Source organism: Marinobacter sediminum, from assembly GCF_016820575.1.
Classification (GTDB): domain Bacteria; phylum Pseudomonadota; class Gammaproteobacteria; order Pseudomonadales; family Oleiphilaceae; genus Marinobacter; species Marinobacter sediminum.
Genome location: NZ_JAEMQH010000003.1, coordinates 360,998 through 386,179 on the forward strand (window position 1 = coordinate 360,998; position 25,182 = coordinate 386,179).

Here is a 25,182-nt window from a genome sequence, read left to right on the forward strand (position 1 = left end):
TTTCAGATTTTGCGCCAGGTACGCACCTTAAAGGTGCATGAATAGCTAAGAGTAGGGAGAGTGCCCCCATGACGACCAAAAGTCTCGGAAACCCGTTTGATGGCGACCAGTCTCTGATTCACGCGAAAACTTGCGGCTGCCCGCAATGTCAGCCGGGGCAGGATGTACCCTCGGTGTCTCTGAATATGGAACGGAACTCTGGCGGTGTGGACGCAGACTCTCCAGCCGATTCGGAAGCCATGATGGATCGTGCTATCGAGAGTGCGGTGGTGCGCTCGGTTTTTGCCCACAACGACCACAGCCGGCGAAGCTTCATGAAGATGATGGGGGCCGGCACTGCGGCTGCTCTGCTGGGCAGTGTTTTCCCGATGGACAAGGCCAAGGCCGCGGTGAAAGAGTCGCTCGGCAAGCTCGAAAAGACCAAGTTGAACGTCGGCTTTGTGCCGATCACCTGCGCCACGCCAATCATCATGGCGCATCCGCTGGGATTTTATGAGCGGTACGGCCTGGACGTCACGGTGACCAAAACCGCAGGCTGGGCCGTCGCCCGGGACAAGTCCCTGGCCGGCGAATACGATGCGTCGCACATGCTGACTCCCATGCCCTTGGCCATGACGATGGGGGCAGGCTCAACCCCGGAGCCCTTTATCATGCCTGCGGTTGAGAACATCAACGGCCAGGCCATCGTTCTACACGTGGATCATAAAGACAAGCGTGATCCCAAACAGTGGAAAGGCTTCAAGTTTGGGGTGCCGTTCGAGTACTCCATGCACAACTTCCTGTTGCGCTATTACCTCGCTGAAAACGGCATTGACCCGGATAAGGATGTGCAGATCCGGGTGGTTCCGCCACCCGAAATGGTCGCCAACCTGCGCGCCGGCAACCTCGACGGTTACCTGTCGCCCGACCCGTTCAACCAGCGTGCGGTTTGGGAGAAAGTGGGCTTCATCCACATGCTTACCAAGGATATCTGGGAAGGCCATCCCTGCTGTGCGTTTGCATGCAGTCAGCGGTTTGCGACCGAAAACCCCAACACCTATGGCGCTTTGTTACGGGCAATCATCGATGCGACCCAGTACTCCAATAACCATGAAAATCGGAAAGAAATCGCTGAGGCCATTGCACCCAAGAACTACCTGAACCAGCCAGTCCCGGTCATCCAGCAGGTGCTGACAGGCTACTATGCCGACGGTCTTGGCGAAATCCAGAACGTGCCAGACCGCATCGACTTCGACCCATTCCCCTGGCATTCCATGGGCGTCTGGATTTTGACCCAGATGAAGCGCTGGGGCTATATCGACGGCGACGTCGATTACAGGGGCATTGCCGAGCAGGTTTATCTGGCAGGCGAAACCGGAAAGTTGATGGAAGACATGGGTTATGCGGCTCCGGACAAGACCTACAAAACCCACACCATCATGGGCAAAACCTTTGATCCGGCCAGCCCCGAAGAATATGCCCGCAGCTTTGCGATCGGGAGGGTGTAACCATGGCTTCCCTGAATGTTCGGGCGGCGCTGCTGTCGGTGTCGTTCCTGATTCTGGCCCTGGGGCTCTGGGAAATGGCAACCCAGCCCCCGGAGGCCCAGACCGGTTTGACCGAGTATGAAATGCTGATGGGTGGCGTCGAACAGGAATCGCGGGTGCCGCCTCCCTCGGCGGTCATCAAGCTGGCCTGGGCCGAGCTGTCCGACCCCTTCTATGACGCTGGAGCCAACGACAAGGGCATCGGTATCCAGTTGGCCTACTCAGTGTACCGGGTTCTGATGGGTTATCTTGCTGCCATGGCCATTGCTTTGCCCGTCGGCTTCCTGATTGGCATGTCGCCCCTGATGTACAAGGCCTTGAACCCGTACATCCAGTTGCTCAGGCCAATCTCGCCGCTGGCCTGGATGCCGCTGGCGCTGTTTATCATCCAGGATTCCGACGCATCGGCAATCTTTGTGATCTTTATCTGTTCGATTTGGCCCATGTTGCTGAACACCGCTTTCGGTGTCGCGAACGTGCGGCAAGATTGGGTGAATGTCGCTCGCACGCACGAACTGAGTGCCGTTAAAACAGCCGTGACCGTGATCCTGCCGGCGGCGGCTCCCACCATCCTGACCGGGATGCGCATTTCCATAGGAATAGCCTGGTTGGTGATCGTGGCCGCAGAAATGCTCGTCGGTGGTACAGGCATTGGTTACTACGTGTGGAACGAATGGAACAACCTGGATCTTGCCAGTGTGATCTTTTCCATCCTGATGATCGGGGTGGTGGGCATGTTGCTGGATCTGGCTCTGGGCAAAGCCCAGAAAATGGTGGAATTCAAAGAATGAGCGGTCCGGTGCCGGCTAACCGGCACCGGCCTCAACCCTCCGAATGGAGACCTGTTATGAGTAAGTCATTCCTGGAAGTAGATGGCCTGTCCAAAGTTTATCCGGACGGCCAGGGCGGTGAATTAACCGTCTTCGAGGATATTCGTTTCGCTCTGGAGAAGGGTGAGTTTGTTTGCATCATCGGCCACTCCGGCTGTGGCAAGTCCACTATCTTGAACGTGCTGGCCGGGCTGGACGAAGCCAGCTCTGGCAATCTGGTGATGAATGGCAAGGAAGTGAAAGGCCCCAGCCTGGAGCGAGGCGTGGTGTTTCAGAACTACAGCCTGCTGCCTTGGAAGACCACGCTGAACAACATCGTGTTCGCCGTCAAGGCTCGCTGGCCGAGCTGGCCAAAGCAAAAGGTCAAAGAACACAGCGAACGGTATCTCAAAATGGTGGGCCTGGATCATGCCCTCAACCGCAAGCCTTCACAGCTGTCCGGTGGTATGCGGCAACGGGTAAGTATCGCCCGTGCCTTTGCCACCCAGCCGGAGCTGTTATTGCTGGATGAGCCTTTCGGGGCCTTGGATGCGCTCACGCGAGGGGTCATCCAGGATGAGCTGGTGAAAATCTGGGAAGAGACCCGTCAGACGGTGTTCATGATTACCCACGACGTGGATGAGGCGATTCTGCTGTCTGACCGCATTTTTCTTATGTCCAACGGCCCCAATGCCCGAATTGCCGAGAGTGTGAAAGTGGACATTCCGCATCCCCGGGCCCGTTCCACTATTTTCCAGAATCCCGCTTATCACAAGACCCGGGATTACCTGGTGGATTTCCTGGTAAATCGCAGCGGTTTCGCACTGCCTGAAAAAGACGGAAGTCCGAGAGAGGTTGAGCCAGCGCAAGGGATGGGGACTTCACAACCGGCGTCGGAAACATCTGATGTTGAATCTGCCGCACGTGCGGTAAATGCCTGAAAGAAAATGAAACTGTCACACGAGGAAACGACCATGATGAACAAAGAATTGATGACCGCGAAAATTCTGGAAGCCAAAGCCACCAAGGGTGTGTCGTGGGAAGCGCTGGCCGAGGCCATTGGCATGTCGCCGGTGTTTACCACATCCGCTTGCCTTGGTATGAACAGTCTAACGGAGGACAAAGCGTTTGCGGTGTGCGAGACCCTGGGCCTCGATAAACCAGTGGCTGAAGCGCTGCAGCTATGCCCGAAGAAATCCTGGGATGACGCGGTACCCCAGGATCCCCTGATTTACCGTTTGTACGAGGTGGTGGGTGTTTATGGCGATACGCTCAAGGAGTTGATTCACGAGAAATTTGGTGACGGCATCATGAGCGCCATTGATTTCACCATGCACGTCGATAAGGAAGAAAATCCGAAAGGTGATCGGGTAGTGGTGACCATGAACGGAAAGTTCCTGCCTTACAAGTCCTGGTAAGGTCCGATGCCAACTCACAAGCCCCGCTGTCGCGGGGCTTTTTTTATGCCGTTTTGCTGATTGCAGCAGACACAGGCGTTTGTAGGTCCACCCGGAGTACGGTGTGCAGTTTTTCCAGCTGTGCCTGAAGCATCGCAATGGGTCGGGTGCCTTCCAGGGTGAGGGCGATATCCAGATGCTCTCCGGCACTTTCGACTGCCATGCGGGCAATCTTGAAACCACGAATGCGGACCACCTGACACAGCCGCTCAAGGGCGGCGGCTTCCTGCGACATCCGACAAGTGATGGTGTAACTCGGCGTTGAGGGCTGGTTTTCAGAGTTCATGCAACTTGCTCCCTGTTCTGTTTGGCGTTGCGCTTGGTTTCATCGATCATTTCGCGGTTACTGGCACCGGGTTTGACGATGGGCCAGACGTTTTCTTCACGGGCAATGGCAACGTGCAGCAGCATGGGTCCATCGTAGGCAAGGATGGTTTCGATACCGCGGCGGATTTGATCGGTGCGTTCGATGTGCAGGGCAGGGATGTCGAACGCGCGGGCCATGGCCACGAAGTCTGGGTTGTCGTTGAGGTCGATCTGGCTTTCCCGGTTGTTGTAGAACAGCTCCTGCTGCTGGCGAACCATGCCCAGGCATTGGTTATCCAGAATGATCATTTTCAAGGGCAGGTTGTAGCGGCGAATGGTGGCCAGCTCCTGAGCGTTCATCATGAAGGAGCCGTCGCCTGCGACGTTGATAACCGTGCTGCGGCGATCGGCAAACTGGGCGCCAATGGCGGCGGGCAAACCAAAGCCCATGGTGCCCAGGCCGCCACTGGAGAGGTGGTGGCGCGGGTGGTCGAACTGGTAATGCTGGGCTACCCACATCTGGTGCTGGCCAACGTCGCAGGCGATGACGGTATCAGCGGGTGCAATGCGGGACAGTTGTCGAACGAACGCCGGGCCGGTGATGGGCGCCAGGGGTTCTTCGTTGTCCGCCGCGCTGAAGCCACCGGTGGTGTTCCAGGTGCGGCATTGGGCCTGCCAGTCGCTGATGGCCAGCGGTGCAGATTCCAACTCGGTGGTCAGTGCCTTGAGAATGCCGTTCAAATCACCCCGCAGGGCCAAATCCACCGAACGCAGTTTGTTGATCTCGGCGGCATCGGCGTCGATGTGGATGGTCCGGGCGTTGGGGGCGAAGGTGTCCAGTTTGCCGGTGGCCCGGTCGTCCAGGCGGGCACCGATGACCAGCAGCAGGTCGCACTCGTCGACCGCGCGATTGGCGGCGCGGGAGCCGTGCATACCCAGCATGCCCAGGTGGTGGGCGCTGTGCTTTCCGCTGTTGCCGATACCTTTCAGGGTGACAACGCTGGGCAGGGCTGAGGTTTCGGAAAATTCGCGGAAGTTGTCTTCCGCATGGGCCAAACTGACTCCGCCACCGCTGTAGAGCAGGGGCTTCTGGGCTGTGCGCAACATGGCCAGCGCCTCGGTAAGATCGGTGCGGGCCGTCGGTTGGCTGTTGGCGCTGTTCGTCTCGATAGGTCGAGAGCGGCCCTCGGCCAACAAGACATCCTTGGGAATGTCGATCCATACCGGGCCGGGGCGTCCGCTTTGGGCAAGATCAATCGCTTCGTCCATGATTTCGGCCAGATCGTCGGCGCTGTCCACCAGGTAGCTGTGTTTGACAATGCCCAGGGTCATGCCCAGAACATCGGTTTCCTGGAAGGCGTCGGTGCCGATCAGGCCGGAGGGCACTTGCCCGGTGATCACGAGCATCGGGATGGAATCCCGGTGGGCGTTGGCAACACCGGTGATCAGGTTGGTGGCACCCGGCCCGGAGGTGGCGATGCAGACGCCCAACTGGCCACTGGCCCGGGCATAGCCGTCGGCGGCCAGCGCGCATCCCTGTTCGTGGCGACACAGCACATGTTCAGTTCCGACATCGTCTACTAAAGCATCGTAGAGCGGCATGATGCAGCCACCCGGGTAGCCGAACACGGTGGAGATGCCGTGGCGATGGAACGCGTCGAGAATGTGCTGTGCGCCGTTCATGATCGATGTTTTCCTTTTGGTGGCGGCAAAAAAAAGCCCCCGGGACCTTTCGGTGCCGGGGGCTCTTGGTGTCTTGTCAGGTTGTTGCTATCTCACCCGCTTGTCCACGCAAAAGCCCCCGGACGGTACCACGACCACCAGGACAAGCTTCACTAGGACAATCACTGCGCTGAGATTCATAAGGTGAACAATCTGCTCTGAATTAGTTCAATACGTGTTGGTAGAATCTACCCCAAGCTTTTGACCGGTTGCAACCGTTTCTTGTCAGTTATTTCGTGTGGGCACAGCAGCTGTGCGGTCTGGCCCGCACATAGCTCAAGCACTGGCGTGTTGAGCGTATAATTGGTCGTTCTCAATCCTCCTTAAATCCCTTAAGGCAATTAACTATCCTTTTTGATGGTCCGGTCGTCGATGAATCCCTTACGCGTTTTATACCAGGACGAGCGCCTGCTGGCAGTCCACAAACCGGCGGGTCTTTTGGTGCACCGAAGCCCGATTGATAAGCATGAAACGGAGTTTGCGCTGCAGTACGCGCGGGCGCTGAACGGAGGCGAGCATGTGTACCCGGTTCACCGACTGGATCGGCCGACGTCAGGCGTACTGGTGTTCGCGAAAGACCCTGAAACCGCGCGAACACTCGGCTTGGCCATGATGGCCGGCGAGGTGCGCAAAACCTACCAGGCGATGGTGCGCGGTTGGCCTGCGGACTCCGGCTTTATTGATCATCCGTTGCGAGAGGAGCCAGAGGATCGGCGGCAGAAGGGCATTGAACAGCCGGTCCGGGATGCCCGGAGCCGGTACAGAACCCTGGCAACCACCGAAATTCCCGTGGCTATTGAGCGCTACCCGAGCAGCCGCTACGCACTGGTTGAGCTGTACCCGGAAACGGGGCGCAAGCATCAACTCCGTCGGCACATGAAGCACATTAACCATCCCATAATTGGCGATGCCAATCACGGCCGCGGCCGCCACAACCGGTATTTTGCGGAACGGTTCGGGCAGGGTCGGTTGATGCTCGCGGCCACGGGTATTGAATTCGCTCATCCAGTCACGGGTAAAGCTTTGGTGATTGAAGCGGTGCCGGAATCCAGTTTCCAGCAGGTGCTATCGATCTTTCCGTGAATGCGCAGTTTGTAGTTTTTTATGTTGAATTGCTTCAAATGGTAGTAATCGACGCCGAGTACGGACTTTCTAAGCCATAATGCGGCCGAAAACATAAAAATCTGAGCGGCTGATTACGGATGCCAATGTTGCGTGTACTGACCATTGTCTTCGGCTTGATGGTTGGCTTTTCCTCTTTCTTTGCTGCGGCTGCGGATCGCCAGGCTATCTGGGATCTGCAATCCGAGCGCGTTGAACTCTCGCGTTTCGTTGATTACTGGCCGGAACCAGAGCTTCCAGCTGGCATTGAGGTGTTGACGAACCTTGATTCGCAACGCTGGACGCCGAACCAGAGTGACAGCCTCAGTCTGGGCTATGGTAAATCCGCCTACTGGTTTCGGGTAGCGGTGGAAAACCCAACGGATGAGGTCACAAAGCCCCTGTTGGAAATCGCCTACCCGGTCCTGGATCAGATCGAGATTTTCATCAATCCGGAAAGCTCCGGCGCTGAGCCTATTGAGTCAATAGTGCTCGGCGACAAGCAGCCATTCGATGCTCGGCCCATTCAGCATCGTAACTTCGTGGTTCCCCTGACCCTGGCGGCCGGCGAGCAAACCTGGATTTACCTGCGGGTGGAAACCACCAGTTCCATGCAGGTACCGTTGATCCTGTGGGAGCAGAATAACTTCCTTGCCGCCGAGCAGGCCCGCAGCATTTTCGAGGGGCTCTACTACGGCATCATCCTTGTCATGGTGCTCTATAATCTGTTCGTGTTTATGGCGGTAAAGGAGCAGAGTTTTCTGCATTATGTTGGCTATATCACGGCAATGCCCCTGTTCCTGGCCAGTCTTCATGGCGTTGCCTTTCAGTATCTGTGGCCGCAGGCAACTTGGTGGAATGATCAGGCGATAACCGTGTTCCTGAATCTGGCCCTGGTGTTCGGCGGTACCTTCAGTCTTCGATTCATCAATGTCTCACCCAGCAATCACCCGTTTCTACACCGGTGGACTGTCGGGGTTGTCGTGGCCGCCGCGGTGCTGGCTGTCGCCGGTTTGATGGTTCCGTACAAGTACCTGATTCTGCCCACCATTTTGCTGGCATTCATCACTTGTTCCACGATGTTGGTCTTGAGTATCGTTCGCTGGGTTCAACAGGATCCGGCGGCCCGCTACTACACCTTTGCCTGGGTGTTTATGCTGTTCGGCGGTATGGTGCTGGCGCTAAGCAAGTTCACGGTGTTGCCGCGAAACCTATTGACGGAAAATGCCACCCAGGTTGGCTCCGCGCTGGGTGTGATTCTGCTGTCTATTGCTCTGGCAGACCGTCTGGAAAGGGAAAAGAAGCGGGTTTTCGAAACCCAGCAGCGACTGATTCGCGAAGAACGCAAGGCGCGAATGGCCCAGGAAAAATCCTTGCAGGTGCAACGGGAGGCCAATACCCAGCTTGAAGAACGGGTTCAGCAACGCACTAAGGACCTGGAACACCTGAACGAGCAGTTGCTGGAGCTCAGTGCCACCGATGCCTTGACCCGGCTAAAGAACCGCGGCCACTTTGACCGGATCTTCCAGTCTGCTGTGGTGCGGGCTTATCGGTACGATGAAATGCTGTCGCTTTTGGTACTGGACATCGATCACTTCAAGAAATTCAACGATACCTACGGTCACCTGGTTGGTGACGACTGTCTGAAGATGGTGTCTCAGTGCATTCAGAAGTTTATTACCCGTCCTCAGGACCTGGCCGCCCGGTATGGTGGAGAGGAATTCGTGGTGCTGCTGCCGGAGACACCGATGAGTGGCGCGCTTCAGGTTGCGGAACGCATCCGGATGGAGATCGAAAAAACCGCTTTCCCGGTCTCCGGCGATGTCGTGCACCTCACCGTCAGTATTGGCGTGTGCAGCGTGTCGCCGGCCAAGGCCGATGCCACCAAGGATATCTTCAAGTGGGCAGACGAAGCCCTGTACGAGGCCAAAGGCCAGGGCCGTAACCGGGTGGTTTCCTGGAATATGGACAATCAGCCCGTTGGATCAAGCGTCTCTCCAGCCTGACGGACAGGGATCGCCGGGATGGGCCTTCCAGTCGGCCAATCCCAAGACTCTCAACATGGCGTATGAGGAGAGTGTGAGCAGTTTTAATCAGGCTGAACGTCACCCTGTTCATAAATCTGCTTTTCACAGGCCTTTTCAAATAATAAGCTTGCAGCACGATAAAGTAGTAAGCGAGCCAGATGGAATCTCTAGAACCTTTAATTCGCTATTTTCTGGGCATCTTTTTTCTGATGATCGGCCTGCAGTTTGGCGGACGAACGCTGGGACTGTATCGCCGAATGAGCTTCTCCTACATCAACTATGGTGGCAAAGGAACAGCGCCCTGGTGGCATCGGCAGATCTTCAACGTGTTCCGAACCTTGATCGTCAGTATCTGCGTGATTCGGATTTTCGTTGACGTTGATGCCTGGCTGGGAGTCTTCCCGTCGCTGTATCAGTGGCCAGTACTGTTGGTGGGGATGTTGCTGCTGTTGGTGTCGTTTGCCAGTGTGAATTATCTGCAGGCATACATGCACGAAGATTGGCGCTCCGGAATCGATCCCAGAAAGGAGGGCCGCAATCTGCTCACCGGGGGGCCGTTTGCCCGATCCCGAAACCCGCTGTTCATCAGCGTGATGGCCGGACAACTGGGGTTCTTTCTGGCGCTCCCGAGTGTCTTCTCATTGGTTTGCCTGATCGCCGGCGTGCTGGTCATCACCCGGCAGGCCAGGGAGGAGGAAAAGGCCCTGGCCAGTGACTTCGGCAGCCAATACGACGACTACCGGGCGCGGGTGCCTCGCTGGTTATAAGGCCATTCCCGCGCCAGACCCGATTAGCTGGCTTTTTTGCGGGCGTCCTTGATCACGTCGTAGGCGTGGCTGATGTCCCGCGTCCGCTCCTCCGCCATTTCCCGCATACTCTCTGGCATGCCTTTGCCGGCAAGTTTGTCCGGGTGATTCTCGCTCATCAGCTTTCGGTACGCCCTCTTCAGTTCAGCGTCGCTGGCTGAGGATGAAACCCCCAGAACCTTGTAGGCATCGTCGATCTGCTGGCTTGAGGAACGCTGGCTCGCGCCGGCACCGGCTTGCCCGCTGTGGGCGCCTCGCAGCATGGCCTCGAGCTGATCTACCTGGCTTTCCGGCAGGCCCAGGCCCCGGGCAATACGCAGCAGCATGGCGTGCTCGTCCGGATGGATAACGCCATCGGCGGCAACTGCGGATACTTGGACTTGCAGGAACATCTGCAGGAAGGCCGGCTGGCTGCCGCTCATGCGCAGGAAGTGCTGAAGTTCTGCGTCCAGATCGAATTCTGGAGCTTTGCCGCGATTGAAAGCGGCCCGGGCCTTGGCTCGCTGGTTTTCGTTCAGGCGGAAACGGGCAAACATAGCCTCCGCCATCTGGATTTCATCTCGGGAGACCACGCCATCAGCCTTGCACAGGGCGCCCATGACGGCGAAGACTGACTCAATGAAGCCGGACTGGATGGAGTGGAGCTTACCGATCAACCGGCTTTTGAGGCGGTTGAACACGAAGGCACCGATGGCTGCACCGACCAGAAAGCCAGCGAACTTGCCAAAGGCGTAACCAATTAATCCCCCTAATAAAACGGCCAACAGCATCTAACAATCCTTAATTCGGTTTGGAACAGTCCATAGAATATACGGGTTTTCTTGGGCGGATTCATGAACAGGCCTTCATGGAGTTCGCAAATCCGATCCGGCGCCCTCAGAGAACATCCTGGAAACAGGCTTTGGAAGTAACCCACAATGATGTGTGTACCTGCGAAAGTGAGAAGCCCGCAATGACTCAAGATCTGTTTGCCGACCTGCCCGACGAGCCTCGCACCGAGACGATTACAGATGGCGCCATGGTGCTGCGAGGGTTTGTGACTGAACGTGCTGAAGAGCTGCTGCGCGGTATCCAGCGGGTCACCAACTCGGCGCCACTGCGCAAGATGCAGACGCCGGGCGGGCACACCATGTCGGCCGCCATGAGCTGTTGTGGCAACCAGGGCTGGGTAACCGATGCCACCGGATACCGGTATCAGGGAACAGATCCGCTTTCCGGCCGGCCTTGGCCCGCCATGCCCGAGGTCTTTGTCCAGGTGGCCAAAGAAGCTGCCGAGGCCGCCGGTTTCGGAAACTTTCAGCCCGACGCCTGCCTGATCAACCAATACGAACCTGGTGCCAAGATGGGGTTGCACCAGGACAAGGACGAGCTGGATTTTGAGCAGCCGATCGTGTCGGTGTCTCTGGGATTGTCTCAGGTGTTCCAGTTCGGTGGCCTGAAACGCAACGAACGGCCGGTGAATGTGCCTCTGGCCCATGGCGACGTGGTGGTTTGGGGCGGGCCTTCTCGTCTTCGTTACCACGGTGTTATGCGGCTGAAGGCGGGCGAGCATCCGCTGACCGGCGCCTGCCGCTACAACCTAACGTTTCGTCGGGCCCGCTGACTCTCACTAAGGCCCGCTTCCTACTGCAGCCAGGAAACGGCCAATCCGGGCCGTGAATTGGTCTTGCGGTGACCCCCGGTGAACTCGAGCCTTCATCCTTGAGCATCCTTGAGCATAGGTACAGCGGGTAACCCTTACCTTACTTGTACAGGGCGAATCTGGTAAGATTCGCGCCCTTTATTTGCAACCTCTTTGAACAAAGCTCGCCGGATTACTGTGACTGCCAGTCCAGCTTGACGCCCGTTCCTGTTTTGTCTTCATCCACCTTCGGGAATGTGTTTTCGATTACCCCTGGTGACGGCCCGGTGACTTTGTACCTGATTTACCAATAACGGAACTCGACATGGTTAATACCCTGAAAAACCAATGGTTATCCAACATCCGCGGAGACCTGCTCGCAGGTGTCGTGGTTGCGCTGGCCCTGATCCCGGAGGCCATCGCCTTCTCCATCATCGCCGGCGTTGATCCGAAGGTGGGGCTGTACGCGTCCTTCTGTATCGCGGTCATCATCGCGTTTGTGGGTGGTCGGCCCGGTATGATTTCGGCCGCAACCGCGGCCATGGCGGTGCTTATGGTCACGCTCGTTAAAGAGCATGGTCTCCAGTACTTGCTGGCGGCGACGTTGTTAACCGGTGTGATCCAGGTGGTGGCCGGTTACCTGAAACTGGGTAGCCTGATGCGGTTTGTCTCGCGTTCGGTGGTGACCGGGTTCGTGAACGCGCTCGCCATCCTGATTTTCATGGCCCAGTTGCCTGAGCTGACCAACGTCACCTGGCACGTATACGCCATGACCGCAGCTGGCCTTGGCATCATCTACCTGTTTCCGTTGCTGCCGGTGGTGGGCAAGATTTTGCCTTCGCCGCTGGTGTGTATCGTTGTGCTGACGGCGGTCGCGGTATTCCTCGGTCTGGACATCCGCACCGTGGGTGACATGGGCGAGCTGCCTGACACTCTGCCTATTTTCCTGTGGCCGGACGTGCCGCTGAACCTCGAAACTCTGATGATCATTCTGCCGTACTCGCTGCCGCTGGCGGTGGTGGGTCTGTTGGAATCCATGATGACCGCGACCATTGTCGACGACCTGACCGACACCGAGAGTGACCGCAACCGCGAGTGCAAGGGCCAGGGCATTGCCAACATCGGCTCCGGCCTTGTTGGCGGCATGGCCGGTTGTGCCATGATCGGCCAGTCCATCATCAACGTGAAATCCGGCGGCCGTACCCGCCTGTCGACTCTCACCGCTGGTGTCTTCCTGCTGATCATGGTGCTGGTGCTCGACAGCGTGCTGGTGCAGATCCCGATGGCTGCGCTGGTAGCGGTCATGATCATGGTGTCGATCGGTACCTTCTCCTGGGAGTCGATCAAGAATCTCAAGGAGCATCCGTTGTCCACCAACATCGTGATGTTGGTCACCGTTATCGTGGTGGTTGCCACTCACAACCTGGCGTTTGGTGTGTTGGCTGGCGTGCTCCTGGCGGCGCTGTTCTTCGCCAACAAGATTGGCCACTACATGATGGTGGACTCGTCGTTGGATGAGAAAACCGACACCCGCACCTACACCGTGGTGGGCCAGGTGTTCTTCAGCTCCTCAGAAAAACTGATCCAGGCCTTTGATTTTAAGGAAGCAGTCGATAATGTGGTGATTGATCTGAGCCGGGCTCACTTCTGGGACATCACCGCCGTGGGCGCCCTCGACAAGGCCGTGATTAAATTCCGCCGTGAGGGTGCCGATGTCGAAGTGATTGGCATGAACGAAGCCAGTGCCACCATTGTTGACCGTTTTGGCGTGCATGATAAGCCGGAATCGGTTGATCAGCTGATGGGGCACTGACATGAGCCAGACCACGGAATCCGGTAGCGATGGCAGTCAGAATAACAACCACAACGATCAGCAAGGCGAGGTTGAGATGTTACGAGTAGTGGCCTGTATCGATGGTTCCCGCGCTGCACCGGCGGTGTGTGATTACGCCGCCTGGGCAAGCAAGCACATGCAGAACCCGGTGACGTTGCTTCACGTTCTGGATGAAGAGCGCTATCCGGCGGAGCCCGATCTGGCGGGCAGCATTGGATTGGGCAGCCGCGAGCAGTTGCTGGACGAGTTGGCCGAACTGGACCGCAAGCGTTCGAAGCTGGCACTCGAGCATGGCCATCATATGCTGGATGAGGCTGAGCGCCGTTTGAAAGATGCTGGTGTGGCCGAGGTGGCCAAGCGCCAGCGTCACGGTGATCTGACTGAATCGCTGCTGTCGCTTGAAAACCAGACCCGCCTGCTGGTGATGGGCCTGCACGGTGAGAGCAGCTCCGATCGTGATATCCACATTGGCAGCCAGCTTGAGACCGTGATCCGCAGCATGCATCGCCCGATTCTTCTGGTTCCGGACGAGTTCAAGGCGCCCCAGAGTGCGATGCTGGCCTTTGACGGCAGCGACACTGCCTTCAAAGGTGTTGAGTTGCTGGCTGGTAGTCCGGTGCTGAAGGGCATGCCGCTGCACCTGGTGATGGTGGGTGCCGACACCAATGACCGTTGGGAGCAGCTCAAGAAGGCTGAGAAGATGCTCGCAGGTCTTGAATCCGAAATTACCCTGGCGATCCGCGCCGGTGACGTTGAGCCGACGTTGCACGCCTATCAGGATGAGCATGATATTGATTTGCTGGTTATGGGCGCCTACGGCCATTCCCGCATTCGTCAGTTCCTGGTGGGCAGCACCACCACCACGATGCTGAAAACGGCTGAGAAGCCGCTCGTTATCCTGCGTTAATCTCGCCGTTGCGGCTCCTCTTAGGAAGTTTCTTGAGAGGAGTTGCCAAAGGTTTTCACCTGGGACACAAAGTCGCTGAACCTAGTGCCCTGGATCAGTACATGCTCCTTAAGTTGCTGCTCGGCTTCGTACTCTTGGCCTTTTTCGATCGCCTCGAAAATCCTTCGGTGTTCGTTCACCGAGGTGGAAACCCGATTCCGTGTTTGTAATTGCAGGCGCCGGTATGGCTTCAGACGCTGTTTGAGCTGCCGTGCTTCAGTTGCCAGAAAGCTGTTATGGCTGGCCGTGTAAATGCAGTTATGGAATTCTTCATTTTCGTAGTAGTAGTCATCCGGATCCGACATCACGTCGGAATCTTCGCAGCGGTGCAGCGCCGCACGCAGGGCTTCAAGCTCTGCTGGTTGTATCCTCCTGGCCGCTAGTCGGCCGCACATACCTTCCAGTTCCGCCATGACCTCGAACATTTCGATCAGCTGGTCGAAACCGACCTTTGCGACGAACGTGCCTTTTTTTGCCTTGACGGTTACCAGGCCGCTGACCACCAACTGTTGAATGGCTTCCCGTATAGGAGTGCGGGACACGCCGTACTTCGCCGCCAGGGCGTCATGATCAAGCTTGGCTCCAGGCAGTAGCTGACCGTTAATGATGTCCTCTTCCAGAGCGTCTTTTAGTTTTTGTGTATTCGAGCGTTTCATTATTGGTCTCTCTGCTCAGTCTGAAAAAATCGACCTGGTTATAAAATAGTCAAATAATATTGACAACAATATACAACAAGTCTATTGATGTATACATCAGAGTGCTCTGATAGATATTACAAAAACAATTCTGGAGACAAAATGATGAAGATGCCCTTCGCAAAACTGGCCGCAGCGGCCACTCTTTCTGTTTTTCTGCCCAGCGTTGCCGCAGCCGACACAACCCTTCGTGTGTCGCACCAATTTCCAGGAGGAAAGGGGGATGTGCGGGATGAAATGGTTCAATTGATGGCCCGCGAAGTGAAAGCGGCGGATGTCGGTCTTGAACTTCAGATTTATCCGGGACAGTCCCTGTTTAAGGCCAAGGAGCAGTGGGGTGCTCTGGTACGTGGCCGAGTGGACATGATCTCTCTGCCATTGGATTACGCCAGTGGCCGTCACCCCGAGTTTTCCGCAACTCTGATGCCGGGTCTGGTCCGCAGCCACGAGCGTGCCCAACGCCTGAACGACTCCGAATTCATGGACATGATCAAAAAAGTGATCAACGATGCCGGTGCCCGAGTCCTCGCCGATGCGTGGCTGGCAGGTGGCTTCGCCTCTAACAAACAGTGCATTACTTCACCGGATACTGTTCAGGGGCAAACGCTGCGTGCCGCTGGCCCGGCCTTTGACGAGATGCTCGCTACCGCTGGTGCCTCCATCGCCTCCATGCCGTCCTCCGAAATCTACACCGCGATGCAAACCGGGGTTCTCGATGGTGCTAACACCTCCTCAGGTTCCTTCGTGTCCTACCGTATCTACGAGCAAGTCACCTGCCTGACCGCTCCGGGCGAAAATGCACTCTGGTTTATGTATGAGCCGGTGCTGATTTCCGAGCGCAGCTGGAACAGCCTGAACGCTGAGCAGCAGGCTGCACTGACAGCAGCCGGTCAGAAAGCCGAAGACTATTTCGCCAAAGAAGCTGCCGGTCTTGACCAAAAGATGGCCGACGTCTTCGCGGAGAACGGCGTTGAAGTGGTCAATATGACACCTGAGAACTACCAGGCCTGGTTGGATATTGCCAAAAAGAGCTCCTACAAGACCTTCGCAGAGAATGTTCCGAACGGGCAGGCTCTGATCGACGCAGCGTTGGCTGTCGAGTAAGTCCTTCAGCATTGATCTACTGATTCAGCCTCGCCATTCCCGGCTACCTGCCGGGGTGGCGAGCCAACCATTTTTCGGGTTTGAGCTATGTCCCAATCTTCCAGTTCAAGACGAGCCTCTGAGCGAGGCATCTTCGGTGGATATATCCGTTGCATGGATGCCGTATCGGTTGCCGCTGCCATTCTCGCCGCTGCGCTGCTTGCGCTGGGTGTGCTGGCCGTCGTTCACATGGTGTTCGTTCGTTACGCCATGGGTGAAAGCACAGTCTGGCAAACCGAATTCACAACCTTTGCGATCAGCGCAGCGATGCTGCTGGGTACGCCTTATGTGCTCAAGACCGGTGGTCACGTGGCAGTCACCGTGCTGCCCGATGCCATGCGTGGTCTGCCTAAGCATCTGATGCAGCTGACTGCTTCTTTGGTGGGCCTGGTGTTCTGTTTGGCCCTGGCCTACGGCTGCTGGTACTACTTCTACGAAGCTTACGCTTTTGAGTGGACCACCGGGACCGTCTGGAATCCACCTCTGTGGCCCGCACTTCTGCCCGTGGCCGTTGGTGCGTCGTTACTGTCGCTTCAATACGTTGCTGAAATTCTGCGGGGAGAGGCGTAATCATGGATCCTGTCACTAGCGGTATTCTCGTTGTTATTGCCTTGCTGGTATTGATGGCCATCGGTACCCCCATCGCCTTTGCACTTGGCGCTGTCGCCTTGGGGGCGCTGGTCCTCGATCAGGGAATGGGTGAGCTGGTGTATTTCGGCGAAACCTTCTTTGGGCACGTTGCCTCCTTCGGCTTTGTCGCCATCCCCATGTTCATTCTGATGGGGGCTGCGGTGGCCTCGTCGCCTACCGGCCGGGATCTCTATCGTTCTCTCGACATCTGGATGGGCAGGCTGCCAGGCGGTTTGGCAATCTCCAACATTGCGGCTTGCTCAATTTTTGCGGCCTTGTCGGGGTCATCGCCCGCAACCAGTGCTGCGATCGGTAAACTCGGTATTCCTGAGATGCGCAAGCGCGGTTACCCGGATGGCGTTGCAGCGGGCTGTATTGCCGCTGGTGGTACCCTCGGCATCCTGATCCCGCCCTCGGTCACCATGATCGTGTACGGCATTTCTACGGAGACCTCTATCGGCCGTCTGTTCATTGCCGGTGCAATACCTGGGCTGATGCTGGCAGGCCTGTTCATGGTCTGGACCCTGATTGCCTGCAAGTTGTCCGGCGGCTACAACAGCCCGAATCCGGTAGCGGCGGCGGCAGCCCAAATCAAGGAAAACGTTGAAGGCAATATGAAGGCCCTGGTGCGGGTGCTTCCGTTCCTGATGGTGGTGCTTGGTATTCTATTCGCCCTTTATGGCGGCGTCGCAACGCCGTCCGAAGCGGCGGGTGTTGGTGCTTTCCTGTGTCTGGCGTTGGCCATCATGGTCTATCGTATGTGGCAGGTTAAACCCATCTCCAACATCATGCGAGATGCGCTGCGCGAAAGCGTAATGATCATGCTGATCATTGCGACCGCTGAAATATTTGCCTTTGCCCTGTCGTCTCTGTTCATTACCCAGACCCTGGCCGGAGCCATTGCCGACCTGGAGGTAAATCGGTGGGTCCTGATGGGGGTCATCAACCTCTTCCTGCTGGTTGCCGGTTTCTTCCTGCCGCCAGTCGCCGTCATTGTGATGGCCGCACCGATCCTGTTGCCGATCATTCTTGCGGCGAACTTCGACCCCTACTGGTTCGCAGTGATCCTGACCATCAACCTGGAAATCGGACTGATCACGCCGCCGGTGGGCCTCAACCTGTTCATCATCAAGGGCATTGCGCCCGACATAGCACTCCGGGACATCCTCCTTGGCAGTTTGCCGTACGCTCTGTGCATGATTCTAGGCATTGTGCTGCTGTGCGTATTCCCTGAGATCGCCTTGTGGCTGCCGAACCTCATCATGGGTGCGGGCACCTGAGATCAACTCTAAGGTTAATGCTATGAATATGAGTTTCTTGCAAGAGCTGTTCAGCAGCATCACCCAGCGTGATGCCCTGCAGCGTAAGTTTGGCAACAAGAATAAGAAGGGCAGTTACGATCACAGGGACCTGGAAGCGGCTTGCCATGAGCTGCTGCACAGTGATGGCGAGGCGGCCAGTATTGTGCTCGCCAGTCGGGCATTGGATATCTACCAGTCCCTTGGCGATGACGACAAACGGGCCTTTTTCGATGCCTTGGCCAAGAACTTTTCGGCTGATCCAGACAAGATCGATCGGGCGTACCGCGTCTACAAAAGCGATAGGTCCAACAAGCATCTGGCCGACCTGTTCGAGGTCACCGAGCCACTTCGGCAGGAAGTGCTGCGTCGACTCAATCTGGCCCAGGGTGCAACTTATGAGTTGGTGAGGATGCGTCAGGATTTCCTGGCGCTGATGAAGGAGCATAAAGACTTTGAGTCGATCAATGCCGACTTTGTCCATCTTTTTGCGTCCTGGTTCAACCGCGGCTTTCTGGTCCTGAAGCGGATCGACTGGACTACGCCGGCTTCCATTCTGGAGAAAATCATTCGCTACGAGGCCGTGCACAAGATCCAGGGCTGGGATGACCTGCGCCGCCGTCTGGACAACCGGGACCGGCGTTGCTTCGGCTTCTTCCACCCTGCGATCGGCGATGAACCGCTGATCTTTGTAGAGGTGGCGCTGACCAAGGGTATTCCGGACCGAATCCAGCCCATCCTGGCACATGACCATTACGACATTGACGCTCCCCAGTTGGCCGACTCGGCTGCATTCTTTGGCATTAGCAACTGTCAGGTCGGGCTCCGGGGTATCTCTTTCGGCAACTTCCTCATCAAGCAAGTGGTGCAGGAGCTGAAGTACGAACTGCCGAACCTAAAGAATTTCGTGACTCTGTCACCACTCCCCATGTTCCGGAGCTGGCTGGAGAAAACCTACCACCCGGATTCGGGTCTGTTAACGCCGGAGGCGCAGTCGATACTGGCACACCTGGACAATCCGAATTGGGCCAGCAATGAGGAATTGGCCAATCGCCTGAACGAAGTGATTCGACCCCTGGCGGCCCGATACCTGCTGAAAGAGAGGAACGGTAACAATCAGCCGATAAATCCTGTTGCCCGCTTCCACCTGGGTAATGGCGCGGAACTACACCGCATCAATTGGCTCGGGGATGTCTCCACCAATGGTATGAAGCAGTCTGCAGGCCTAATGGTTAACTATCTGTATGTGCTTGAGAACATTGAACGCAACAATGAAAAGTACACCGAAAACGGTGAAATCGTCTGTTCCCCAAGCGTCCGTGAACTGAGCAAGCTCGGTAGAAAACTGTTTCAAGGAGAACTAGAGAAATGAACCATAACCTGTTCGATACTTTTGCCGCGAAAATGCAGGACCGTGGAACGGCCAACTTTATTACCACGCCCGAGGGGGCCGAGTATTCCTACGCTGATGCCCTGGCCAAGACCGAGCGCATTGCCGGTGCCTTGAAAGGCCTTGGGGTTAATCCCGGAGACCGGGTAGCGGTGCAGGTTGATAAGAGCCCGGAGGCGATTCTGCTGTACCTGGCCACTCTGCGCGTTGGCGGTGTCTATTTGCCACTGAACACCGGCTACACAGCGGATGAGATCGGCTATTTCCTGGGTGACGCGGAGCCAGCCTTATTCGTGTGCATGCCCGCCTCCCTGGAGTCGGCTAGAGCGATTGCAGCCAAAACCCAGTGCCCGCGAGTGGAAACTCTGGGTACCAAGGACGATGGTTCGTTAATGGGTGCGGTTGCCACAGCACAGGCGTTCACCGGCATTGAGCCGCGCGATGAGGATGACCTGGCGGCCATTCTATACACCTCAGGCACTACCGGGCGCAGTAAAGGTGCCATGCTGACCCACAACAACCTGCGGTCAAACAGTAAGAGTCTGGCCGAGGCCTGGCGGTTCACCGAGAAAGATCGGCTGATTCATGCACTGCCGATTTTCCACACCCACGGCCTGTTCGTGGCCTGCAATGTGATCCTGACGGCCGGTGCCAGTCTGTATTTCATGTCCAAGTTTGATGTCGACACCATCATCGCCGCCATGCCCGATGGCACCTCGCTGATGGGAGTCCCGACTTTCTATACCCGATTGTTACAGGACGACCGCCTAACGCCGGAACTGACCGCCAACATGCGCCTCTTCACCTCCGGTTCGGCACCGCTGACCGCTGAAACGCACCAGCAATTTGAGCAGCGCACCGGGCACGCCATTCTTGAGCGTTATGGCATGACCGAAACCAACATGAACACCTCCAATCCCTACGATGGTGACCGGATTGCCGGCACGGTTGGTATGCCGTTGCCCGGTGTAGAGATCCGTATTACTGATCCGGAGACGGCCACCCATGCACCACTGCCGCAAGGCGAGATTGGCATGCTTGAGGTGCGCGGTCCCAATGTGTTCAAGGGCTATTGGCGCATGCCGGAGAAAACCAAAGCTGAGCTGTTGGAAGACGGGTTCTTTGTTACCGGTGATTTGGCGCTGATTGATGAACGCGGATACGTCCAGATTGTGGGTCGTGACAAGGATTTGGTGATATCCGGTGGTTTTAACGTTTATCCCAAAGAAGTGGAGCAGATTATCGATGCACTTCCGGAGGTGTCGGAGTCGGCAGTCATTGGTGTGCCGCACCCGGACTTCGGGGAGGGTGTGACGGCTGTCGTGGTGTTGTTGCCAGGGCAACAACTCAATGAGGCGGACGTTATCAAGTCCTTATCCGGCCACCTGGCGAAATACAAGCAGCCCAAACGGGTCTTCTTCGTAGATGCGTTGCCCCGCAATACCATGGGCAAAGTGCAGAAGAAGCAGCTGCGGGATGAATACAAAGACATCTACTCAGACGCTTGAAATGGCGTAACCATAGGAGCAAACGCCATGACCAGAAGTTTTCGAATCGGCCAGATTGTGCCCAGTTCCAACACCACCATGGAAACTGAGATACCCGCTATGCTCAGAGCGCGTGAAGCAGTGGAGCCGGAACGGTTTACCTTCCATTCCAGTCGGATGCGCATGAAAAAGGTGACCAGGGAAGAGCTTGCGGCTATGGATGATGAATCAGACCGTTGCGCCTTGGAACTATCGGATGCCGCTGTGGATGTCATGGGCTATGCCTGTCTGGTAGCCATCATGAGCCGGGGCGCGGGGTACCACCGGGAGTCCCAGGCTCGTCTGCATGGAGTCACCCGTGACAACGGCCATCCGACACCGATTGTCAGCAGCGCCGGAGCGCTGACCGAGGGGCTGAAACTCCTGGGCGCCCAACGGGTCGCCATCATCACGCCTTACATGAAACCGCTGACCCAGTTGGTGGTGGACTACATCGAAGCGGAGGGGTTTGAGGTGGTAGACAGCATTGCGCTGGAAATTCCCGACAACCTTGAGGTCGGCCGTCGGGATCCGGCGCTGCTGGAGGATATCGTCCAGCGCCTGAATACCGCCGAAACTGACGCGGTAGTCCTGTCCGCCTGCGTGCAGATGCCGTCTCTGGCTGCCATTCAGCCCGTCGAGGATGCCCTGGGTTTGCCGGTGGTGTCAGCAGCAACCTGCACCACTTACCAGATTCTGAAGGCATTGGAGTTGAAACCCTACGTGCCCAATGCGGGGCGTTTGCTTTCCGGCGATATTGCGTAAGGGTGGGCATGAGGCTGCTTCAGCTCGTGCCTGAGTGACGCAAACAGTCATAGAGATAGGCGAGTCCGAGCGGGTACACTGTCAGGGTTCTAGAAACGGTCCACACTGGCCCGACAAGGAGAATGACTCGTGACGGAAGTGATTAACAAATACCTCAATGTACTGGCCAAAAACGATGGTTCTGACTTGTACCTGAGCACCGGAGCTCCCCCTTGCGCAAAGTTCCAAGGGACGTTGAAGCCGCTATCACGGGAAGTGCTCAAGGCAGGAGAGGTAGAGGCCATTGCCAACAGCATCATGGATGATGAGCAGCGGGCAGTTTTTAATAATGAGTTGGAGATGAACCTGGCGATTTCTCTGCCAGGCATCGGCCGCTTTCGGGTCAACATCTTCAAGCAGCGTAACGAAGTCGCCATCGTTGCCAGAAACATCAACACTGATATCCCAAAATTTGACGATTTGGGGTTACCCCCCGTTCTGAAAGAATTGGTAATGAATAAGCGTGGGCTGGTGTTGTTTGTTGGGGGCACTGGTTCAGGCAAATCGACCTCGTTGGCGGCCCTGATCGACTACCGCAACAGCAATGTCGGCGGGCATATCATTACCATTGAGGATCCGGTTGAATTCGTGCACAAGCACAAAAAATCCATCATTAACCAGCGCGAGGTTGGGGTGGATACCCGGAGTTTTAAAAATGCTCTGAAGAATACCCTGCGCCAGGCACCGGACGTAATTCTGATAGGCGAGATCCGTGATCGCGAGACCATGGAGCATGCCTTGGAATTCGCCGAAACCGGCCACCTTGCCATCTCCACACTGCACGCCAATAACGCCAATCAGGCGCTTGAGCGGATTATCAACCTTTTCCCAGACGAGAAACGGCCGGCATTGCTGATGAGCCTGGCGCAGAACATTCGCGGCTTCGTTTCCCAGCGCCTGGTGCCCACCGCCGACGGCAAGCGTTGTGCGGCCGTTGAAGTGCTTCTGGGCACCAAAACGATACAGGAATTGATCCTTAAGAACCGGCTGCCCGAGATTAAGGAAATAATGGAGAAGTCGGAAAACCTGGGGATGCAGACTTTCGATGGTGCCCTGTTCAAACTCTATGAGAGCGGTCGCGTTACGCTTGAGGATGCAATTGCCAATGCGGACTCGCCGAACAATCTGAGGCTGCGTATCAAGTTGGCTCAAGGGGAGAGCGCCCCCGCAGTGGAGGAAAAACGGACCGAGAATACATCCTCTCCATCCATTGATAAGCTGACGCTCGAAGAAATTGAGGGCGACGAAGAGGATACTGATGTTGAGCCGTTCAAGCCGAAATTTTGATGGGCTAAGTGCTGCCTCTTGTGGCCCAGGCGGGCAGCCCTACACTCAGCACCGGCGAGAACAGCACGGGCCGCAGAGAAGGCTATGGAAAGCCCTCTCTGTCGCTCTGGTGTTGTTCGTCGCCGGTTGCCAGTCTCTGTCGCTTCCTCCACCAACGGTCGGAACAGATGCAACCGGCGCTGTATCGGTCAGCCCTGCGTATGCCGATCGGTTCGAGAGAATCGAGGGGGCGCTGTCGGACCTGAACTCCGCTGGCTTGCCTGCCGATCAGGATGCCTACGCCCGCCAGGCGCAGCAGTTAGGCGCCGTTTCCGACGATTTTCTGAGGTTGGTTCAGTCAGGGCCGGCCACTGAGCCGGAGTTCGGTCTGTGGGGGAATTACTTCAACCGGCTGTCGGATACCGTAGAGGTTGTCGTGGCCGGTGATGCCAGCCTGGCCGAGGCAGAACGGCTTTATGAGCAGGCAGCTCGTCTTTATCCTCGGTTTCTTGAACGCTCCCAATTGCCCGAACGGCCCTACAGAGCCGTGGATGGAGAGACAAGCGCTTATTTTGCGGGCAATTATTTTCTGTGCACCATGCCTGAGGTTATCGCAGACGGCTATGGTCGACGCGGCGTTGGTGGGATGAGTCGGCACCTCGAGAACGCCATGAATCGATATCTTTCCGGTCCCTGTGAACCGGATCTGATGTTCTCGGCGGCCGAGATGCTGTACGACTACGCTCTGAACGCCGGGCCAAATCGCTCGGCCTACCGTAGCCGCATTGAACAGGCCGGCCCCGGAAAATCGGCGGCCTGGCTGACCCTGCTGGATAATCTAGTCTCTGACTACGATCCGGCTCTGGCACTGAGCAATCTTGACCAGGCGTTGGCCCAGGCCCGCGCTACTCTGGACGATGACGAGGAAGTCAGTGTGGAGTTTGCCAGTGAATTGGAACGCCAGCGCACAGTGCTGAGTGATGGGCAGGAGCCAATCAGAACGCTTCGTTATCAGCCTTAACCATTCCTTTCGGCGTTAGGCGTCGTTGCCCGCTGCCACACCAGAAGCCCAGGCCCACTGGAAATTATGCCCGCCTAGGTGGCCGGTCACATCCACCACTTCACCGATGAAGTAGAGGTTTGGGCGCTCCAACACCGACATATTCTTTGACGACAGCTGCCGGGTATCCACGCCGCCGAGGGTCACTTCTGCGGTGCGATAGCCTTCGGTGCCTGCGGGTTTGATTTGCCACTGGCCGAGCGTTTCAGCCACCTGTTCCAGGTCGCTGTTCTTGTAGCCCTGCAGTGGGCCGGTCCAGCCATGGAGTTCGTTGTAGGCTTGGGCAAAGCGCTTGGGCAGGTGCTGGGCCAGGTAATGGGCCACGGTGGACTGGGGTTTTTGTTGGCGCAAGGCCAGCAGGTCCTCGTGAATGCGTTGGGTCGGAAGCAGGTTCACCGACAGCGTATCCCCGGGTTGCCAGTAGCTGGAAATCTGCAGCATCGAGGGGCCGCTGAGGCCGCGATGGGTAACCAGCATAGGTTCGCGGAAGTGCTGGTTTTGGCAGGTAACGTCTACCGGACAGCTGACCCCTGACAACGGCGACAGCTGCTCTTTCAGTTCCGGATGCAGCGTGAACGGCACCAGGCCCGCGCGGGTTGGCAACACCGAGAGGCCGAACTGCTTGGCCAGGTCGTAGCCAAAGCCAGTGGCCCCCATGGTGGGAATCGATAGTCCGCCACAGGCGACCACCAGGGATTCACAGGTGAGAGTGCTGGTGATAGTGCTGGTGAGAGCGCCGGCGCTGATATTCACCCGGTAACCGGTCTCGGTTGCACGGACATCGGAAATCGACGTCTTCAGGCGGACTTCGGCACCGGCCCATTCGCACTCGGTTAGCAGCAGGTTCACGATGTCTTTGGCGCTGTCCCGGCAAAACAGTTGCCCGGCGGCTTTCTCTTCATGTTCAACGCCGTGGCGTTCCACCAGTTCCAGGAAGTCCTGTGGGGTATAGCGCTTCAGGGCGGAAATGCAGTAGTGCGGGTTTTCGGACAGGAAGTTGGCCTGCGTGCTGTTCAGGTTAGTGAAGTTGCAGCGTCCACCACCGGACATGAGGATTTTCTTGCCCGCCTTGTTGGCGTGATCGACGACCAGCACCTTGCGCCCACGGTAGCCCGCGGTTGCAGCACACATGAGACCGGCGGCACCGGCACCAATGATAATTACGTCGTAGTCCGAAGCCATGAATGATCGCAACGAGGAAAATGTGCGAGGCAT

Annotated in this window: 23 protein-coding genes; 18 read left to right on the top strand and 5 right to left on the bottom strand. The window is 56.9% G+C overall.

The features are described 5' to 3' along the window. Positions 1-68 precede the first annotated feature (68 nt). From FGO67_RS15195 to cynS, 4 genes are read left to right on the top strand one after another with little or no spacing between them, the layout of a single operon-like run. A complete protein-coding gene (locus FGO67_RS15195; protein WP_203301527.1) occupies positions 69-1,487 on the top strand; it encodes an ABC transporter substrate-binding protein in 1,419 nt (472 codons plus the stop codon). A gap of 2 nt (positions 1,488-1,489) precedes the next feature. Further along, positions 1,490-2,317: a nitrate ABC transporter permease gene (gene ntrB, locus FGO67_RS15200; protein WP_203301528.1), complete on the top strand. Its 828-nt coding sequence runs from the start codon at positions 1,490-1,492 to the stop codon at positions 2,315-2,317. Between the two features lie 56 nt (positions 2,318-2,373). Next, positions 2,374-3,276: an ABC transporter ATP-binding protein gene (locus FGO67_RS15205; protein ID WP_203301529.1), complete on the top strand. Its 903-nt coding sequence runs from the start codon at positions 2,374-2,376 to the stop codon at positions 3,274-3,276. 33 nt (positions 3,277-3,309) lie between these two features. Further along, positions 3,310-3,753: a cyanase gene (gene cynS / locus FGO67_RS15210; RefSeq protein WP_203301530.1), complete on the top strand. Its 444-nt coding sequence runs from the start codon at positions 3,310-3,312 to the stop codon at positions 3,751-3,753. A gap of 43 nt (positions 3,754-3,796) precedes the next feature. Here cynS and FGO67_RS15215 read toward each other — a convergent pair whose 3' ends face one another. After that, entirely contained in the window at positions 3,797-4,078 is a 282-nt protein-coding gene (locus tag FGO67_RS15215; RefSeq protein WP_203301531.1) for an ACT domain-containing protein, read from the bottom strand. Further along, on the bottom strand, positions 4,075-5,781 hold the full coding sequence (gene ilvG / locus FGO67_RS15220) for an acetolactate synthase 2 catalytic subunit (protein WP_203301532.1): 1,707 nt from the start codon (positions 5,779-5,781) through the stop codon (positions 4,075-4,077). The genes FGO67_RS15215 and ilvG overlap by 4 nt, the downstream gene beginning before the upstream one ends. A gap of 411 nt (positions 5,782-6,192) precedes the next feature. Here ilvG and FGO67_RS15225 point away from each other — a divergent pair, with 411 nt between their 5' ends. From FGO67_RS15225 to FGO67_RS15235, 3 genes are all read left to right on the top strand, one after another. Then, a complete protein-coding gene (locus tag FGO67_RS15225) occupies positions 6,193-6,903 on the top strand; it encodes a pseudouridine synthase (RefSeq protein ID WP_203301533.1) in 711 nt (236 codons plus the stop codon). A 125-nt stretch (positions 6,904-7,028) separates the two neighbouring features. Continuing rightward, the gene (locus tag FGO67_RS15230; RefSeq protein ID WP_203301534.1) at positions 7,029-8,927 is read left to right on the top strand and encodes a sensor domain-containing diguanylate cyclase; all 1,899 of its coding nucleotides are present in this window, start codon (positions 7,029-7,031) and stop codon (positions 8,925-8,927) included. Between the two features lie 179 nt (positions 8,928-9,106). Continuing rightward, on the top strand, positions 9,107-9,715 hold the full coding sequence (locus FGO67_RS15235; protein WP_203301535.1) for a methyltransferase family protein: 609 nt from the start codon (positions 9,107-9,109) through the stop codon (positions 9,713-9,715). A gap of 23 nt (positions 9,716-9,738) precedes the next feature. Here the strand turns inward: FGO67_RS15235 and djlA are convergent, their stop codons facing one another. Beyond that, positions 9,739-10,524 (bottom strand): co-chaperone DjlA, encoded by a 786-nt coding sequence (djlA, locus tag FGO67_RS15240; RefSeq protein ID WP_203301536.1) that lies wholly within the window; start codon positions 10,522-10,524, stop codon positions 9,739-9,741. Positions 10,525-10,706: 182 nt separating this feature from the next. Between djlA and alkB the strand changes: the two genes are divergently transcribed. The 3 genes from alkB (at position 10,707) to FGO67_RS15255 (ending at position 14,116) form a co-directional block, all read left to right on the top strand. Next, positions 10,707-11,357, top strand: a complete 651-nt coding sequence (gene alkB / locus FGO67_RS15245) for a DNA oxidative demethylase AlkB (protein ID WP_203301537.1) — start codon at positions 10,707-10,709, stop codon at positions 11,355-11,357. A 343-nt stretch (positions 11,358-11,700) separates the two neighbouring features. Further along, positions 11,701-13,188 carry a SulP family inorganic anion transporter gene (locus tag FGO67_RS15250; protein WP_203301538.1) on the top strand — a complete coding sequence of 496 codons (1,488 nt, stop codon included), beginning with the start codon at positions 11,701-11,703 and terminating at the stop codon, positions 13,186-13,188. 1 nt (position 13,189) lies between these two features. Beyond that, entirely contained in the window at positions 13,190-14,116 is a 927-nt protein-coding gene (locus FGO67_RS15255) for a universal stress protein (RefSeq protein WP_203301539.1), read from the top strand. Between the two features lie 20 nt (positions 14,117-14,136). On the opposite strand, the gene FGO67_RS15260 is transcribed toward FGO67_RS15255, so the two are convergent. Next, complete coding sequence (locus FGO67_RS15260) at positions 14,137-14,811, bottom strand: GntR family transcriptional regulator (RefSeq protein WP_203301540.1); 675 nt, start codon at positions 14,809-14,811, stop codon at positions 14,137-14,139. Positions 14,812-14,952: 141 nt separating this feature from the next. On the opposite strand from FGO67_RS15260, the gene FGO67_RS15265 reads away from it, so the two are divergent. The 8 genes from FGO67_RS15265 (at position 14,953) to FGO67_RS15300 (ending at position 23,928) form a co-directional block, all read left to right on the top strand. Beyond that, the gene (locus FGO67_RS15265; protein WP_238942472.1) at positions 14,953-15,954 is read left to right on the top strand and encodes a TRAP transporter substrate-binding protein; all 1,002 of its coding nucleotides are present in this window, start codon (positions 14,953-14,955) and stop codon (positions 15,952-15,954) included. A gap of 153 nt (positions 15,955-16,107) precedes the next feature. Further along, the gene (locus tag FGO67_RS15270; protein WP_094191197.1) at positions 16,108-16,563 is read left to right on the top strand and encodes a TRAP transporter small permease subunit; all 456 of its coding nucleotides are present in this window, start codon (positions 16,108-16,110) and stop codon (positions 16,561-16,563) included. 2 nt (positions 16,564-16,565) lie between these two features. After that, the gene (locus tag FGO67_RS15275; protein ID WP_203301541.1) at positions 16,566-17,903 is read left to right on the top strand and encodes a TRAP transporter large permease; all 1,338 of its coding nucleotides are present in this window, start codon (positions 16,566-16,568) and stop codon (positions 17,901-17,903) included. A 22-nt stretch (positions 17,904-17,925) separates the two neighbouring features. After that, positions 17,926-19,293: a malonyl-CoA decarboxylase gene (locus FGO67_RS15280; RefSeq protein WP_203301542.1), complete on the top strand. Its 1,368-nt coding sequence runs from the start codon at positions 17,926-17,928 to the stop codon at positions 19,291-19,293. Next, positions 19,290-20,819, top strand: a complete 1,530-nt coding sequence (locus FGO67_RS15285; RefSeq protein ID WP_203301543.1) for a malonate--CoA ligase — start codon at positions 19,290-19,292, stop codon at positions 20,817-20,819. Before FGO67_RS15280 ends, FGO67_RS15285 begins: the two co-directional genes overlap by 4 nt. A 27-nt stretch (positions 20,820-20,846) precedes the next feature. Further along, positions 20,847-21,602 (top strand): maleate cis-trans isomerase family protein, encoded by a 756-nt coding sequence (locus FGO67_RS15290; RefSeq protein ID WP_275297956.1) that lies wholly within the window; start codon positions 20,847-20,849, stop codon positions 21,600-21,602. A gap of 129 nt (positions 21,603-21,731) precedes the next feature. Further along, entirely contained in the window at positions 21,732-22,928 is a 1,197-nt protein-coding gene (locus tag FGO67_RS15295) for a PilT/PilU family type 4a pilus ATPase (RefSeq protein ID WP_338039580.1), read from the top strand. A gap of 109 nt (positions 22,929-23,037) precedes the next feature. Continuing rightward, positions 23,038-23,928, top strand: coding sequence for a hypothetical protein (locus FGO67_RS15300; RefSeq protein ID WP_203301544.1), 891 nt, complete (start codon positions 23,038-23,040; stop codon positions 23,926-23,928). Positions 23,929-23,943: 15 nt separating this feature from the next. On the opposite strand, the gene FGO67_RS15305 is transcribed toward FGO67_RS15300, so the two are convergent. Next, positions 23,944-25,149 (bottom strand): BaiN/RdsA family NAD(P)/FAD-dependent oxidoreductase, encoded by a 1,206-nt coding sequence (locus FGO67_RS15305; protein WP_203301545.1) that lies wholly within the window; start codon positions 25,147-25,149, stop codon positions 23,944-23,946. Between the last annotated feature and the right edge of the window lie 33 nt (positions 25,150-25,182).

Coding starts and splice junctions, on each gene's coding strand:
- FGO67_RS15195 (WP_203301527.1), top strand. CDS start 69: ATGACGACCAAAAGTCTCGGAAACCCGTTTGATGGCGACCAGTCTCTG.
- ntrB (WP_203301528.1), top strand. CDS start 1,490: ATGGCTTCCCTGAATGTTCGGGCGGCGCTGCTGTCGGTGTCGTTCCTG.
- FGO67_RS15205 (WP_203301529.1), top strand. CDS start 2,374: ATGAGTAAGTCATTCCTGGAAGTAGATGGCCTGTCCAAAGTTTATCCG.
- cynS (WP_203301530.1), top strand. CDS start 3,310: ATGATGAACAAAGAATTGATGACCGCGAAAATTCTGGAAGCCAAAGCC.
- FGO67_RS15215 (WP_203301531.1), bottom strand. CDS start 4,078: ATGAACTCTGAAAACCAGCCCTCAACGCCGAGTTACACCATCACTTGT.
- ilvG (WP_203301532.1), bottom strand. CDS start 5,781: ATGAACGGCGCACAGCACATTCTCGACGCGTTCCATCGCCACGGCATC.
- FGO67_RS15225 (WP_203301533.1), top strand. CDS start 6,193: ATGAATCCCTTACGCGTTTTATACCAGGACGAGCGCCTGCTGGCAGTC.
- FGO67_RS15230 (WP_203301534.1), top strand. CDS start 7,029: ATGTTGCGTGTACTGACCATTGTCTTCGGCTTGATGGTTGGCTTTTCC.
- FGO67_RS15235 (WP_203301535.1), top strand. CDS start 9,107: ATGGAATCTCTAGAACCTTTAATTCGCTATTTTCTGGGCATCTTTTTT.
- djlA (WP_203301536.1), bottom strand. CDS start 10,524: ATGCTGTTGGCCGTTTTATTAGGGGGATTAATTGGTTACGCCTTTGGC.
- alkB (WP_203301537.1), top strand. CDS start 10,707: ATGACTCAAGATCTGTTTGCCGACCTGCCCGACGAGCCTCGCACCGAG.
- FGO67_RS15250 (WP_203301538.1), top strand. CDS start 11,701: ATGGTTAATACCCTGAAAAACCAATGGTTATCCAACATCCGCGGAGAC.
- FGO67_RS15255 (WP_203301539.1), top strand. CDS start 13,190: ATGAGCCAGACCACGGAATCCGGTAGCGATGGCAGTCAGAATAACAAC.
- FGO67_RS15260 (WP_203301540.1), bottom strand. CDS start 14,811: ATGAAACGCTCGAATACACAAAAACTAAAAGACGCTCTGGAAGAGGAC.
- FGO67_RS15265 (WP_238942472.1), top strand. CDS start 14,953: ATGATGAAGATGCCCTTCGCAAAACTGGCCGCAGCGGCCACTCTTTCT.
- FGO67_RS15270 (WP_094191197.1), top strand. CDS start 16,108: ATGGATGCCGTATCGGTTGCCGCTGCCATTCTCGCCGCTGCGCTGCTT.
- FGO67_RS15275 (WP_203301541.1), top strand. CDS start 16,566: ATGGATCCTGTCACTAGCGGTATTCTCGTTGTTATTGCCTTGCTGGTA.
- FGO67_RS15280 (WP_203301542.1), top strand. CDS start 17,926: ATGAATATGAGTTTCTTGCAAGAGCTGTTCAGCAGCATCACCCAGCGT.
- FGO67_RS15285 (WP_203301543.1), top strand. CDS start 19,290: ATGAACCATAACCTGTTCGATACTTTTGCCGCGAAAATGCAGGACCGT.
- FGO67_RS15290 (WP_275297956.1), top strand. CDS start 20,847: ATGACCAGAAGTTTTCGAATCGGCCAGATTGTGCCCAGTTCCAACACC.
- FGO67_RS15305 (WP_203301545.1), bottom strand. CDS start 25,149: ATGGCTTCGGACTACGACGTAATTATCATTGGTGCCGGTGCCGCCGGT.